General features: G+C 62.6%; 11 protein-coding genes and 1 tRNA gene. 3 read left to right on the top strand and 9 right to left on the bottom strand.

Annotated features, from left to right (window positions below; translation table 11 throughout):
* Positions 1–38 precede the first annotated feature (38 nt).
* Both GE027_RS08210 and nusB read left to right on the top strand, forming a co-directional pair.
* Complete coding sequence (locus GE027_RS08210; protein ID WP_162006624.1) at positions 39–1,949, top strand: c-type cytochrome; 1,911 nt, start codon at positions 39–41, stop codon at positions 1,947–1,949.
* Positions 1,950–2,174: 225 nt separating this feature from the next.
* Positions 2,175–2,594, top strand: coding sequence for a transcription antitermination factor NusB (nusB, locus tag GE027_RS08205; protein WP_153556699.1), 420 nt, complete (start codon positions 2,175–2,177; stop codon positions 2,592–2,594).
* Positions 2,595–2,830: 236 nt separating this feature from the next.
* Here nusB and GE027_RS23335 read toward each other — a convergent pair whose 3' ends face one another.
* The 6 genes from GE027_RS23335 to GE027_RS08175 all read right to left on the bottom strand — a co-directional run bounded on the left by GE027_RS23335 (position 2,831) and on the right by GE027_RS08175 (position 10,999).
* Positions 2,831–3,226, bottom strand: coding sequence for a WYL domain-containing protein (locus GE027_RS23335; RefSeq protein WP_237607388.1), 396 nt, complete (start codon positions 3,224–3,226; stop codon positions 2,831–2,833).
* A 67-nt stretch (positions 3,227–3,293) separates the two neighbouring features.
* Positions 3,294–4,787, bottom strand: a complete 1,494-nt coding sequence (locus GE027_RS08195; RefSeq protein ID WP_153556698.1) for a DUF1501 domain-containing protein — start codon at positions 4,785–4,787, stop codon at positions 3,294–3,296.
* On the bottom strand, positions 4,784–8,011 hold the full coding sequence (locus tag GE027_RS08190) for a DUF1553 domain-containing protein (protein WP_153556697.1): 3,228 nt from the start codon (positions 8,009–8,011) through the stop codon (positions 4,784–4,786). Before GE027_RS08190 ends, GE027_RS08195 begins: the two co-directional genes overlap by 4 nt.
* A 272-nt stretch (positions 8,012–8,283) precedes the next feature.
* On the bottom strand, positions 8,284–8,778 hold the full coding sequence (locus GE027_RS08185; RefSeq protein WP_237607386.1) for a DUF3299 domain-containing protein: 495 nt from the start codon (positions 8,776–8,778) through the stop codon (positions 8,284–8,286).
* 44 nt (positions 8,779–8,822) lie between these two features.
* The gene (locus GE027_RS08180) at positions 8,823–9,554 is read right to left on the bottom strand and encodes a hypothetical protein (protein WP_237607384.1); all 732 of its coding nucleotides are present in this window, start codon (positions 9,552–9,554) and stop codon (positions 8,823–8,825) included.
* Positions 9,555–9,574: 20 nt separating this feature from the next.
* The gene (locus GE027_RS08175; RefSeq protein ID WP_202617362.1) at positions 9,575–10,999 is read right to left on the bottom strand and encodes a hypothetical protein; all 1,425 of its coding nucleotides are present in this window, start codon (positions 10,997–10,999) and stop codon (positions 9,575–9,577) included.
* A gap of 388 nt (positions 11,000–11,387) precedes the next feature.
* On the opposite strand from GE027_RS08175, the gene GE027_RS08170 reads away from it, so the two are divergent.
* Complete coding sequence (locus GE027_RS08170) at positions 11,388–12,656, top strand: radical SAM protein (RefSeq protein ID WP_153556695.1); 1,269 nt, start codon at positions 11,388–11,390, stop codon at positions 12,654–12,656.
* Positions 12,657–12,829: 173 nt separating this feature from the next.
* Here GE027_RS08170 and nusG read toward each other — a convergent pair whose 3' ends face one another.
* The 3 genes from nusG to GE027_RS08155 form a co-directional block, all read right to left on the bottom strand.
* Positions 12,830–13,471: a transcription termination/antitermination protein NusG gene (nusG, locus tag GE027_RS08165; protein ID WP_390621578.1), complete on the bottom strand. Its 642-nt coding sequence runs from the start codon at positions 13,469–13,471 to the stop codon at positions 12,830–12,832.
* A 171-nt stretch (positions 13,472–13,642) separates the two neighbouring features.
* Positions 13,643–14,086 (bottom strand): preprotein translocase subunit SecE, encoded by a 444-nt coding sequence (gene secE / locus GE027_RS08160; RefSeq protein WP_390621575.1) that lies wholly within the window; start codon positions 14,084–14,086, stop codon positions 13,643–13,645.
* Positions 14,087–14,128: 42 nt separating this feature from the next.
* Positions 14,129–14,201, bottom strand: a tRNA-Trp gene (locus GE027_RS08155).
* Positions 14,202–14,367 lie beyond the last annotated feature (166 nt).

Genomic DNA, 14,367 nt, shown 5'->3' with positions numbered 1-14,367 from the left:
TGCACGTACCCAAGATGCTGACACCCCGTCCTACCGTTGTGGCTGTTGCGCTCGCGTTCGGCGTTCTCTACCAGACCGCCCTGTTGGCACAGGACCATTCGCAGCACGGCCATGGCCACGGTACGTCGTCGCCGGCGCGCGACGTCAAACCGCCCAAGGTGTTCCTGGATAAGAGTCCGCGGATTGTTGCGTATCAATTAAAACGGCTGGACAACGAGCGGCTGTTGATGGTCGAACGAGCCGACAGTGACGCCAAGTACGTTCCGGTCTATACGGCCATCCTGACCCGGGCCGGAATGTCTCCGCAGTACCGCGAGGAAGCGGTGGCGGCACTGGCAAAAATAAAGCAAAGCGATCCCGTGGAGGTTCTGCTGGAAGCTCTGGCCGAAGTCGATGGCACCGATCGCCAGACGCAGCGGACCGCCGGCGAACTGGCCCGGATGGTTCTGCAGCAACCGCAGGAGCAACTGAAAGAGCACAGCGCCCAGCTGATCGCCGCGACCGAATCCGACCGTTCCATTCTGCGGCGGACCGCCTTCGCGGCCCTTTTGACCGCCGGCAGTGTCCAGCAAGCGATCACCCAAGCCGACGACGCCCCGGCCACGGTCGACCTGCTGCGTTCGCTCCGCCTGGTGCCGCAGCGACAGATCGAGCCGTCGATGCGGGAGTTCGCCGCCGGTCAGCTGGAGGCTGACGCCGTGGCGGTGCAGCGAGCGGCGATCTCGGCCCTGGCGGTGATCCCTCACCGGCAGAGCGAAACCTTTGCCACGCTGGCGGCTCTGTTCGAGGATGCCCGTCTCCGCGAAGCTGCCGTCGCGGGGATGCTGCAGATCCCTACCGAACAACGTGACGCCGCCACCGCGGCGACCCTGCTGGGCCGGCTGGTCGCCTACGCCGAAAACACGCCCGCCGACGATCGCACCAGCGACGCCTTTATCGATGCGATGCAGTTGGCCGATCAGTCGTTGGTGGCGGTCTCCGCCAGCGAGTCCCGCGCCTATCGCGAGCGGTTGCGGGCCGTGACGGTCCGCGTCATCCGCATCAAGACGATCGAAGAAGAGATGCGGTACGACACCAACTACTTTGCCGTCGAAGCCGGACGTCCGGTGCAAATCGTGCTGGACAACGAAGACCTGATGCCGCACAACCTGGTGTTGACCGTTCCCGGCGCCCTCAAGGAAGTCGCCATGATGGGCTTGGCCGTCGGTCCGGCCGGCGGTTGGCAGGGCAAACAGTACGTGCCGGAGTCCGAGAAGGTGCTCGAGGCCACCGACATGGTCCCAGCTCACGAACAATATCGCCTGACGTTCGAAGCTCCCACCGAACCGGGCGAGTACCCGTACGTGTGCACCTTCCCCCAGCACTGGCAGCGGATGTATGGCGTGATGGTGGTCGTGGAAGACCTGGACGCCTGGCTGCAGGATCCGCTTCCTCCCGAGGATCCGATCGGCAGCAACCGCTCCTTCGTGCAGGCCTGGACGGTCGCGGATTTCAAAGACCAATTGCCCGGCGGCCTCCGCGGCCGTTCGCCTGAGATCGGCCAGCGGATTTTCGCCGAAGCCTCCTGTTTGAACTGCCACAAGGTCAAAGGCGATGGCGGCGCGGTCGGACCGGAGCTGACCGATGTGTACCGGCGCTGGAAAGGCGATTCGGTCGCAGTCCTGCGTGAGATCCTCGATCCTTCACACCGCATCGATCCCCAGTACGCCATGCACGTCATCCTGACCGTCGACGGCCGCACCCTGACCGGACTGGTCGTGGACGAGGATAAAGACACGATTTCGATCGTGGAAAACCCCGAAGCCAAAGAGCCGACGGTGATCCCTCAGGACGACATCGAGGACATCGTCAAGACGTCCAAGTCGATGATGCCCAAAGCCTTGATGGACCAGTACACCCAGGATGAGGTCCTCGAGCTACTGGCCTACCTGCAGGGTTTGCAAAAGTAGCATCATAGGCCGTAGCCGAACTCGCCAGAGTTTGGACAGTGCTGCCTTTTGCTCCGCCGTGAGCCGTTTGGGCGATAGCCCCCGGTTCCAACGCCGCTCTCGGCTGGGACAGCCGAGCTACTTTGCAGGGGCTTGCCAGAACGGCTGCGTGCCGGATAGGTTCAAGCCTTGTTCCTCCTCCGGTTATTCCACGCTTTTACCGTCTCAGAAACAGCTGCGTCCCCTATGGCCACTCGGCGTCGTGCCCGCGAAATCGTCCTTCAGTTACTGTACGAAGCCGACGTCAATCCAGGGCGTGAGCCCGAGTCGTCCTACGCTTTCCTGCGTTCGCGGATGCAGGGACGCAAAGCCTTGACGAAGTTCGGGGATCAGCTGCTGGTCGGAACCCTCGAGCACCGCCAGCAGATCGACGAGCAGATCGGCAAGCTGACCACCAATTGGTCGCTCTCGCGGATGGCCATCATCGACCGCAATATCCTGCGGCTCGGCGCCTATGAGATCCTCTTCGGCGACACGCCCGGCTCGGTGGCCATTACCGAAGCCCTGGCCTTGGCCAGCCGCTACGGCGACAAAAACAGTCCCCGCTTCATCAACGGCGTGCTGGACAAGGTCCTGAAGAACAAGCGAACCGGCGCCGCCCCGTAGCCGAACATCGCCAGACTTGGGCCGTGTCGCTTCGGTTGTGATTTCTGCTGTGCACACTCTGGCGTTATTCAGCGACAGCTAAGCACGTCGGCATACATCTTTAGGTGAAACCCCGCGACAACACCCTCCCGCGCAGCGGGAGGGTCGGGCTCTTAGGCCCGGGCCCGAGAGCCCGACTCTCCCAGAGGGAGAGTATTGCCGAAGTTAATGTTGCCACGCGCTCAACTCCCCCCCCCTTAAGCCGGGACCATCTCCACGGGCATCAGGACTTCGGCCGCGCTTAACAGCCGAGCGTTGCGGCAGCGGTCCAGATAAAACTGACGCGGCTCTTCACGGCACAGGCACAGGCCCAGAAAACGGTCGCCGGCCATGAACCGGATCGGGCTGACCACCCGCCGCATCGTTTCGCCTTTGGCGTTGCGGTAATCGAACTGGATGACCAGATCGTCCGCTCGGCTGGCCGCCTGCAACACCATCCGCCGCAGGGATCGCAGCTCGGCCGAAGAGTCCTTGATCGTATGCGCCGCCGGCGCCTGTGCCCCCGCCGACTGGCGGCGACGAGCCGTCCCGGCATCGAAGGATTTGGTGGACGAGGACAGAGGCGTGGAAGAAAATTCTGCGGTGGCGATCATCGCGAGTGACTCCTGATAGCAAGGGTGTTTGCCTGACACCCTTAACTATCGCAGGCGTCGTGACACCTTAGGTCAACAGGTCTTTGACCACGTGAGCTTCTTCCACTCCGGTCAGTTTCACGTCTAGCCCTTGGAAGGGGACGGTGAACCGCATGTGATCGATCCCCAGGCAATGCAGGATCGTGGCGTTCAGATCGTTGATGTGGACCGGGTTTTCCAAAATGTTGTAGCAGTGGTCGTCGGTCAGCCCGTAGTCGATGCCGCCTTGGAATCCGCCGCCGGCGACCCAGGTGGTGAAACAACGGCCATGATGGTCGCGCCCGTGGTTGTCCGCGGTCAGTTTTCCCTGGCTGTAAATCGTGCGTCCGAACTCGCCCCCGAACACCAGGATCGTGTCGTCCAGCATCCCGCGTTGTTTTAAATCTCGCAACAAACCCGCGACCGGTTGGTCGACACTTTTGCAGTTCTTGGCCAGGTCGCGCGGCAGATTGCCGTGTTGATCCCAACCGCGATGGAACAGCTGGACAAAGGGCACACCGCGTTCGGCCAAACGCCGCGCCAACACACAGTTGGCGGCGAAACTGCCGGGTTTTGCGGCCTCTTCGCCGTACAGGTCCATCACATGCTGCGGTTCGTCGTCGACGCTCATCAAATCCGGTACCGAGGTCTGCATGCGAAACGCCATCTCGTACTGAGCGATCCGCGTTTGCACCTCGGGGTCACCCACCGATTCGAACTGCCGTTGATTCATTTCGGCCAAGCGGTCCAGCATCCGCCGCCGCAAATTCCCGTCCACGCCCGGTGGATTGCCCAGGTACAGCACCGGGTCCGCCCCGCTGCGAAACTGGACGCCCTGGTGCTTCGAAGGCAGAAATCCGCTGCTCCACAGCCGCGAGAACAACGCCTGACCGGGCTGGGCCCCGACCGAAATCATCACCACGTACGCCGGTAGGTCTTCGTTCGGACTGCCCAGCCCGTAGCTCAACCAACTGCCCATGCTGGGGCGGCCCAGTTGTTGGGTGCCGGTATTGATGTAGGTGATCGCCGGGTCGTGGTTGATCGCTTCGGTGTTCATCGATTTGATGATCGCGATGTCGTCGACCACTTTGGCCGTATGCGGCAGAAGCTCGGTGTTGACCCACGTGCCGCGCTGGCCACAGCGTTCGAATTCGAACATCGGCGCCACGCAGGGAAAGGACGATTGACCGCTGGTCATGCCGGTCAATCGCTGGCCGCGGCGGACCGAATCGGGCAGTTCCTGGCCGTGGATCTTTCGCAGAGCCGGCTTGTAATCGAACGTGTCGATGTGACTCGGACCCCCGGCCATGAACAGGTAGATCACCCGCTTGGCCTTGGGCGGAAAATGAGGCAGTTCGGGCAGGCCGCCCTGCGTCGCTCGTCCGGCCGCGGTTTCGTTCCCGGCGGCCGCCGCAGCGTTCGCCCCGTGGTTGCCCAGCAACGTGGCCAACGCGGCCGCGCCCAGGCACCCGCTGCTGCGCGCCAGTAGCTGCCGCCGAGTCAGGTTCTGCAAGTACTGTTGGTCGGGATCCAAATCATTCATGGCCGGGTCAGTACCTCATCCAAGTTCAAAATCATACTCGTCACGGTCGTCCAGGCGGCATGCTCCACCGCGTCCAGTGCCGCGTCCCGAGGCGCCTCGCCAAACCGCAGCAGTTCTGCCGCCGCGGCCGGCTTCGCGCGGTAGTGCCGGCGGCTGTCCTCCAGCAGGGCCAGCATGATCCGGCGTTCCTCTTCGCGCGGCAGCCGGGCGGTAGCCGCTTCGAACGCCCAGTCCAGCCGCCGCCGATCCACCCCGCTCGCTTCGGAGGACTCGCTCGCTTCGGAAACCTGGTGACGCAAGGCGCGGGCGGCGAAACCGCGGGCCGCTTCGACAAACTGGACATCGTTCAACGTGACCAGGGCCTGCAGCGGCGTATTGGTACGAGCTCGCCGAAGGGTGCATTTCTCCCGCGTCGGGGCATCGAAAATCTGCATGCTCGGTGGCGGTGCGGATCGCTTCCAGTAGGTATACAGGCTGCGGCGATACAGGGCGTCGCCGTGGTCCTGCACAAAGGCCGGTTTACCGCTCAACCCCACCTGCACCCACAGGCCCGGTGGCTGGTACGGTTTGACGCCCGGGCCGCCGGGCCGGTCCACCAGCCGTCCGGAAAGCGCCAACGCGCTGTCGCGAATAAACTCGCCCGCCAGCCGGAAGCGGGGGCCGCGCGAGAGCAAGCGGTTGTCGGGATCGGCCAGGTAGTCCGCGGGATCGGCCACCGCGCTCTGCCGATACGTCGCACTCATCACCATCTGCTTCAGCGTGCGTTTGATGTTCCAGCCGTGCCCGCGGAAGTCGTCGGCCAGCCAGTCCAACAGTTCGGGGTGGCTGGGGTAGTCGCCCTGGGCGCCAAAATCTTCCAGCGTCTTCACCAGGCCATGTCCAAACAACAGATGCCAGTACCGATTCACAGCGACCCGGGCGGTCAGCGGATGATCCTCGCGGAACAACCATCGCGCCAGCCCCAGGCGATTGGGCGGCGCGTCGTCGGCCATCTGCGGCAGGACGCTTGGCACGCCGGGCTGTACCCGCGTCTCGCTGGGCGTCGCGTAATTGCCTCGCGTCAACACGAATGTTTCCCGCGGCGTTTCCATATCGCCCATCACCATCACGGTCGTCAGCGGCTGTTCGAGCTCGCTCTGACGCCGCTGCAGAGATTGCTGTTCGGCGCGCAGCTCCGAGGACGGCTGGTCGACGTTGGCAAAGTAGTATTCTTCCAAACTCTGCCGATGTTCGTCGCTCCGCTGCTCCGGGGCGACCGCGAGGATTTCGTCCAGCGGGTTGGTGTTCGCCAGGGTCTGCACTTCCGCCGCCGACAACCGCCTCGCGAAGACGCGGACGTCGTCGACGTCGCCGACCAATTGACCGCCGCCGTGACGGCTGCCGACAAGCAGCGACTTGGGCGTCTGAATCGTGTCCCGCAAACGGTCCTCCTGGATCGTCCATTCCCACCGCTGGCCGTCCACATAGATCGTCACCCCTGCGGCTTTGCGAGACCCGTCGTAGGTGACCATCACGTGGTGCCACTGGTCCGGCGACAGCTTCTTTTCGGAAACCACTTTGAGGGCGTTGTCGGGCCAGCTGTGGATGAAGTGCGTCGTTACCCGGCCGCCTTCCAGCAGGATGTCGTACCCGCGGTGCTTGTTGGCGCTATCCATCCGAGCCAACAACGCGCCGCTGGCCGCTTTGCCAACTCGCACCCAACCGCCGAACGAGAACGCATCGGTGTGCAGAAAGTTTCCGACGTCACCCAGGTCCACCTGACCGCCGGCCTCCAGATGCACCGCGCCACCACGCTCGTCCAAACGGCTGACCGCCCCCCGCAGCACGGCGGGCGCCTGGTCGGCAACCGCGCTGGGCGTCCGCCTGTTCTCCTGCTGGTCCAGCGGGTAGTGGGCCAGCGGATCGGCGGGGGCCGGCAAGCTGTCGCGGTCCTGGGCATCCAGGCTGGCCAGCCACCGCAGTTGGTCTTCGCGGCCGTCCTCACGCCGCTGCGCGAGCTCCTGTTCGACCTCGGCCAGTCGCGATTCGACCTCGGGCAGCTCCGCTAATTTATTGCGGTCGGGGATCTCGAGCTTCGGTTCGGCGTTGCCCTTGCGAGTCTGCATACCGCCGTCAGAACTGACGTTGAAAAACGCAAAGAAGCGGTAGTAGTCGACTTGGGACAACGGATCGAATTTGTGGTCATGGCACTGGGCGCATTCCAAGGTCAACCCCATCCAGACCATCGCAGTCGTCCGCACTCGGTCGACGGCATACTCCACGCGGTACTCTTCGGCGATCGCACCGCCTTCGTCGGTCGTGCCGTTGTTGCGATTGAATCCCGAAAGGATCTGTTCTTCCAGCGTGGCGTCCGGCAGCAGGTCGCCGGCCAGCTGGGCGACGGAGAATTGGTCGAACGGCATGTTGCGGTTGTAAGCGTCGACCACGGCGTCGCGCCAGGCCCACATGTCGCGCGGCCCGTCGGCGTGGTACACGCTGGTGTCGCCATAGCGAGCCGCGTCCATCCACATCACCGCCATCCGCTCGCCAAACGCTTGGGAGGCCAGCAAGCGATCGACCAAGGTCTCGTAGGCCTGGGGTGAGGAATCCTGAAGAAAGGCGTGGACCTCGTCAGGCGTGGGCGGCAATCCGGTCAGGTCCAGCGTCAGGCGGCGAATCAAAGTCCGCCGGTCGGCTTCGGGCGACGGTTCGCGACCGGCCGCTTCGATCCGCCGCCGCACGAAGGCGTCGATCGGATTATGCCCCCAAGCGGCCCCGTCCGGTTCGGCGGCCCCGTCCGGTTCGGCGGCCCCGTTCGGTTCGGCGGCCCCGTTCGGTTCGGGGATCGGTGGCGAGCCGACCGGACGGAACGCCCAGTGATCGGTCCAGCCGGCGCCGTTTTCGATCCAGCGACCGATCGTGGCGATCTCGTCGCCGGAGAGTTGTTTGGGCGCACCCGGCGGCGGCATCCGCAGCTCGGGATCATCGCTCGTGATCCGCTCCCAAGCCAAGCTGTTGTCCAGATCGCCCGGTACGAAGGCAGCCAGGTCGTCGCCGACCGCTTCCTCTTTGACGTCCAGCCGCAGACCGGCCGCGCGGTTGGCCTGATCGGGGCCGTGGCAATGAAAACACTTGTCCGACAGCAGGGGGCGAATATCGCGATCAAAACGCAGCTCGGGTGAATCGGCACGCCCTACACTGCCGATCGCCAACACCCACAATGCGAGAGATAGTAAGCGACGCATTGGCGGCGGGAATTCCTGTAACAGGCGGGAAGCAAGGGAGGCAGGAATCCCAGTATAGCCAAACAACGCGCACTCGCCTCCCGCAACCGAACTCGCCAGAGTTTGGGATGGTTGGAGTCTAGCCTTTAGGCGATTCGAGCGTAGGGATGCAGGCGGCTAAAGCCTGGACTCCAGCGCGACCGTAACCGAACTCGCCAGAGTTTGGACGGGGCGCCCCCTACGTTCTCATTCCAAAGTCTGGCGACTTCGGCTACGCATTCCCCCACCGCCGTCTACTCGACCGAAATGCCTTCCATGTTGAACACGGCGAAATGCGTTTCGCCGTCCGGATAGAGGTATTCCTTGATTTGGAATTTGCCTTTAACCGTGACCGGACGGGTGGTGAAGTCCGTGGTCACGCCGCCGACCAGGTTGATGATCACACAGTCGTACAGCGCCGCGCCGGGACCGAAGCAGCATTCCTGGTCATCGCGGACCAGCACGAATTCCTTGATGTCGGTTTCGCGAAACAGGGTCGAGGGCAGGATGTAACCGCGGAGCTGGACCGTGCGGCCGTGCAGCCCTTCGATCTTTTCGGTCAACATGTCCCGTTCGAACGCACCATCCTTTTCGATGTCGAATTTCAGATCGTCAAAGGTGATCTCGCCCCGGGCAAAAGCCGCCTCTCGCTCGCGGCGTTCCTTCTCCGACAGCTTGTCCTCGGCCGATACGGTCGAAGCTCCCAGGAGCAACATTCCTGCCATCGCCCAAACAATGAACTTCAGCATGCGATATTCCATGGTTCGCGTGTTCACGACCGCCGAGAACGAGGCTATTTGGCGTGGTTCGCCCGCAGCCGATACACGACGGGATTGTCAAAACCCTGACTCTGGGTTCCCTGTGGGACGACCATAAAGTCGCCGGCCAATTTCTTCTTCAGCAGATTCGCCCGTACCGTTTGGCCACCGGTCAGCACTACTTCGATCATGTCCGTACTCTTGGGCTGCCCGCCAAAGCAGCAGGTTCCCAGGTCCGGCACCAGAACGAACCGCGTCAACCGGCCGCTGCCGGCGGAAGGGTGGATGTAGCCTTTCACAAAGATCTTTTCGTTGTTCAGCTGCATCGCCTCTTCGGTGGGAAAGTCCAGGCCTTCTTCGGTCTGCTGCAGCACATAGAACGGTACGCGTTGATGTCCCTCGGGCACTTCGGTGGCGTAGATATAGGCGTGTTCGGCCATGCCGCCGACGACCAGCAACAAGTTCAGGCTCAGCCCGATCTGGGCCAGCAGTCGTCCGCCGTACTCGCGCGGATACAGGCTGGTCATCCGCAGGCCCAGCAGGGCGGCGGCGATGCCGAATACCGCGAGAACCAACATGACTTGAAAGCCGGGCACCAAGCCGACAAGCGCGACGACGGCAAGCGCGACCGAAACGATGGCCCCACGGCTGAGCGCCCGATACGGAAAGTCCGCTTCGGCCGTACCGGAGAGGACTGGGTCGGAGAATGCGGCCGGTTCGGTCGTTACGTTCGCTTGCGGCTCTTTTTCTTGCACGTCAGTTGCCATTAGGTGCGGCTCCCTTCAACTCACTGGTTCTCAGAACCGGCTACGGCCGGAGCCCCGCTGGTGAGCGTCAACCACGCGACGATCAGCATGGTTGCCAGGGCCAGCATTACTACGTTCAGGGCCGCCAGCCGGTTCGCGACAGAGCCGGTCGCACGCCGCGTCAAACCGGCCGGCACCATGCCGCCGGCCGCCACGGCTGCCAGTGGGTGGGCATCGGCGACAGCCTGACCGCTGCGAGCGAGTTGCGCCGGATTGGCCGCCACAGCGATGGGCTGCGAAGCGGCGGGCCCGGTCGAAGAGGTTTCTTTGGGACCCGGTTTGGGATCCGCGATTGGTTTGGCAAAGAAAATATTCGACCGCCGGACGCTCTCCGGATCGATCTCTTCCAGCCGTTTCAAGGCCGCTTCGGCCTCGGGCTCCGGGCAGGCGCGCAGGTAATTCACAACCGGCACTCGGACAAAATTATTGTCCTCGGTCGCGTTGACGAACAACTCGGTCACGCGATCGATCTGGCTCCAGTCACCCCAGCGAGCCAGGTCGGAAATGACCAGGTCGGCCAGTTCTGGACGCTCGAGAATGTGGTGCAGCGACGGCAGCAGTGCCGAACGCGGGATCACGTCGCCTTCGGTTCCGTGGAAGCGAATCGCCATGATCGCGGCGTAGGTATCGGTGTAGGGAGCCTTCTTGTTGGCCAGGAACAGCTCGTCGATCAGCTCCAGTCCCGGTTCGCCCGAAAGGGTCAGGTAGCAGGCGACCATGGCGTCCAAACCGCCGCGTTTCTGTTCGCTGCGAAGCATCTCCTCCAACAGCGGCAGGTCGTCCGGTCCGCCGCAAACGCCCAGCAAGGTCAAATACAATCGCTTGCGGTCCGCCGGCATCTCCGGGTCCTGGATCCATTCGACCAACTGGTCGTGATCCATCTGGTCCTCGATCGCCTTGACCGCATCGTAGGGCGTGATCGCGAACTCGTCGTAGGCGTCTCGCGCCAGCATCGGCTCTTCGTCTTCCAGGAAATCGTAGAAGAATCGCAGTCGCTGGACCGGATCGTCGGGCAACTCGCTGACCGTGCGGATGTATTTCTCGCCCCGCTCGGTGATCGGCATCAGCGACCACTGCAGGTTCGGCGGATCGACGCCGAACAGCAGAAACCGCCGGCCGTCGCCGACTTTGCCATAGTAAACCGGCGTGACCACCTGCTTCGGCTCGACGTAGTCGCCGCCGGTTAACACCTCCACAACCCGCATGCGAATCATGCCCGTCTCGGTGTTTTGCACCTCGCCCGGGATCGACTCGGCGATCACCGCCGCGTCCATCGTGGCCATTTCCTGCCGCAGGGTCTGCGACACGGCCGAACAGAACGGACAAGCCGACACTTGGGTAGCCGGCAGCAAAATCGCTAGCGGCAGGATCCAGACCAGCGAAACGATTCGATTGACTTTAGGCATGGTTATGCGATTGAAAGCTCAGAAAAAGGTAAAGACACCCGCCTCCTGCTGGAATCATAGGTGACTGCAAGGACAAAAGAGAAGCGCAGGCCAAGGGAAGCAGCAAGAAAACTGCGGGGGTGGGACGCAACACGCCATTATAACCCAGTTGGAACCCCCATGTTCCCAGACCAGTGGCCTAGGCTTCCAGCCTGTGAAAAACCTCCCCTTTCCAGAGGGGGCGAGCTGCCGCCCCCCGCGCTCCGCTCGGACTCGCGAAATTCCCTTCTCCTGCCTGACACCGTATCTGCATGGCATGGTACGCTGGTAACGCCGCGCTCTTTCGCGGCGACCTCGACCTCGCTTTCCTCCCCATCGACTGAAGAGACCTCTGCGAATGTATTTGGCAATGGCCAAACGCCTGCTGATGGAAACCGACAAGCGTCTGCTGTGGAAGGCGTCCTGGACGCTGGGCGTCAAAGGTTTGCGAAGTGTTCACAAGCACAAACGTCGGCTGAAGAAAGGCCAGTTTTTTCCGCCGTTTCTGTACCTCTCGGTCATCAACAGCTGCAACCTCCGCTGCCAAGGGTGCTGGGTGGACGTGGCGGCCAAACAGCAGCGGATCGAACTGGACGCGGCGAACCGCACCATTGATGCAGCCAAGAAGATGGGTAACGCGTTCTTTGGCATCCTGGGTGGGGAACCCTTCATGCACAAGGACCTGCTGGACCTGTTCGCCGCCCATCCGGACGCCTACTTTCAGGTCTTTACCAACGGCCATTTCATCACCGACGACGTCGCCCGCCAGCTGCGCCAGCTGGGCAACGTCACGCCGCTGATCTCGGTCGAAGGCAGCGAGATCATCAGCGACGAGCGTCGCGGGCGGGCTGGCGTGCTGGATGACACGATGGCCGGGCTCGAGGCGGCCCTGCGAAACAAATTGATGGTCGGCGTGTGCACCAGCGTCTGCCAGTCGAATATCGACGACCTGGTCAACGAAAAATGGGTCGACCGCCTGATCGAAATGGGCGTGATGTACTGCTGGTTCCACATCTACCGTCCGGTGGGTCCGGAGTCCAATCCGGACCTGGCTTTGACCAGCGAACAACAGCGGCGGGTGCGGCAGTTCGTCGTCGATACCCGGGCCACCAAACCGATCATCGTGATCGATGCCTACCACGACGACGCCGGAAACGCGCTCTGTCCCGCCGCGACCGGGTTTACGCACCACGTGGGGCCTTGGGGCGATATCGAGCCGTGTCCGGTGATTCAGTTGGCCACCGAATCGATCCACGACCAGCGGGAGTTGCGCGAGACGTTCAACGAATCGGATTTCCTCCGCGATTTCCGCCAGCTGACCGCCCAGCACACCCGCGGCTGCGTGATCATGGAGCGTCCGGACCTGTTGGTCGAGCTGGCCGAGCGGCACGGGGCCCGCGACACGACCGCACGCGGTACGGTGATGGAAGAGCTGCAGCAGATCACGCCGCGGCGAAGCCAGTTTCAACCGGGCGACGAGATCCCCGAACGCTCGCTGGTGTATCGCTGGGCCAAGAAGTACGCCTTCAACGATTTCGGCACCTACGGCCAGCACTTCAGCACCGATCGCTGGCAAGACCCCGATCAGGCGCCGCCTGCAGAATCGGCCAAGACCTCCTTGCCCGTTGTCAGCCAGTAGCCGTCTACCTCGGATTGGCATCCGAGGCTATCGACCACCATCGCTTCGCGATTCAGTGCGGCTCGCGCCCGGTCTCGGCTGGGGACAGCCGAGCTGCTCTGGGGACGATTGCCAGTTGCGAAGCAACGACCGTTGAAAGCCTGGGATGCCAAGCCCAGGTCGGCGACGTTTTTCTAGAGATCTTCGATCTGCCAGTGGTCCAATTCCATGGGCACACTGCGGTCGAAGATATTGATGATCACGGTCACGCGGCCATTGGCTTCGTCGATCGAGTCGACTTCGCCTTCCTGGTTCTGGAAGTTGCCTTCCTTGACGCGGACCCGGTCGCCGGGCTTGAAGGGAATCGCCGTCTTCATCGGCGCGTCTTCCTCGTCATCCTCTTTCGGCTTCTTGATGAAGCGATCGATGTCGGCCGGGTCCATCGGCATCGGTTTGCCGGCCGCCCCGGTGAAGTCGCTGATGCCGGACGTTTCGCGAACCAGAAACCAGCTGTCGTCATTGATCAGCATGTTGACCATCAGGTAACCGGGCAGCAGCTTGCGTTTGGTGACGCGCCGCTTGCCGGCTCGCGTGAACTCGACCACATCTTCGGTGGGGACCACGATCTCGCCGAAGTATTCTTCCATGCCTTCCATCTTGACCCGCTTCTCGAGCGCATCGCGGATGGAATCTTCGCGGTTGAAAGCGACCTTCAGGATGTACCAATCCATCTCCGATTCCGGCTCGGCATCCTCGGTCGTCGCCGCTTGCTGCGCTCCCGCCGCTTCCTCCGCAGCCGCTTCATCGACGCTAGCCTCGGCTTCACCCGCTTCGATTTCCTCCCGGACTTCGTCGGTGCCGGTATCCGCATCCTCGGCGCCGGCGTTTTCGCCTACCGCCTCTTCCAGCTCGGCGCGTTCGTCGTCGGGTTTATCGGTGGCGTCGGTGTCGGACACGATTGCAGAGACCTTGTGGGAATAGATAAAACGCGGGCGGGCGGCCGCTTGCTAGGCAGCGACGCCGAGCTGTTCGAACATCCACTGCCAGGCGAGATCAAAGCCAAACAGGGCGATGGCCAGAAAGAAGATGGTGAAGATCACGACAACCGAGGAGCGGATCATTTCGGTCTTGCTGGGCCACGAGACCTTGTTCATCTCGGCTTCGACCGCGATCAAGAAATCGGCGAAGCGCGGCCAGTTGACCAGGCGGTAACCGACCCACAAACCGACCAACAGCAGGGCTCCGGGCACGCCCAGCACCAACCAAGCCCGCTCGTCGCCTTTGAGGGTTTCGTACAGTCGCCAGCAACCGAGTGCGATCACCACCCACACGGTTAGGCAGGTCAACTGGCGAACCAGCCGGCCTTGATTGCGTTTATACACACCCGCCGACATCATTTCCGACATCAGCGGCTTGGTGGATGATTGTGTGCTGGCAACTTCCCTGGACAACGATCCTGTCTCCTGGGAGAACGAATGAATTAGAAATCTAAGCAGGGGCGGCGGGACTTGAACTCGCAACCGCTGGTTTTGGAAACCAGTGCTCTGCCAATTGAGCTACACCCCTGGAACGTCCAAATAACAAGCCGGCACCCGCAGCGGCGTCCGGCTTGGCATCAGGATTCATCTGGTCTGCCTTTTATACGCTCTGCCCGGCCGGTTCCGCAAGGCACAAAACCGTTTGCGGAACCCAAGGCGAGGCATGGCCCGAAGCGACACGCTTTGCGTCGCTC

It is taken from the genome of Roseimaritima sediminicola (assembly GCF_009618275.1).
Taxonomy (GTDB): Bacteria; Planctomycetota; Planctomycetia; order Pirellulales; family Pirellulaceae; genus Roseimaritima; species Roseimaritima sediminicola.
Note: the sequence above shows the minus strand (reverse complement) of the source record. Positions and strands in the feature narration are given on the sequence as shown.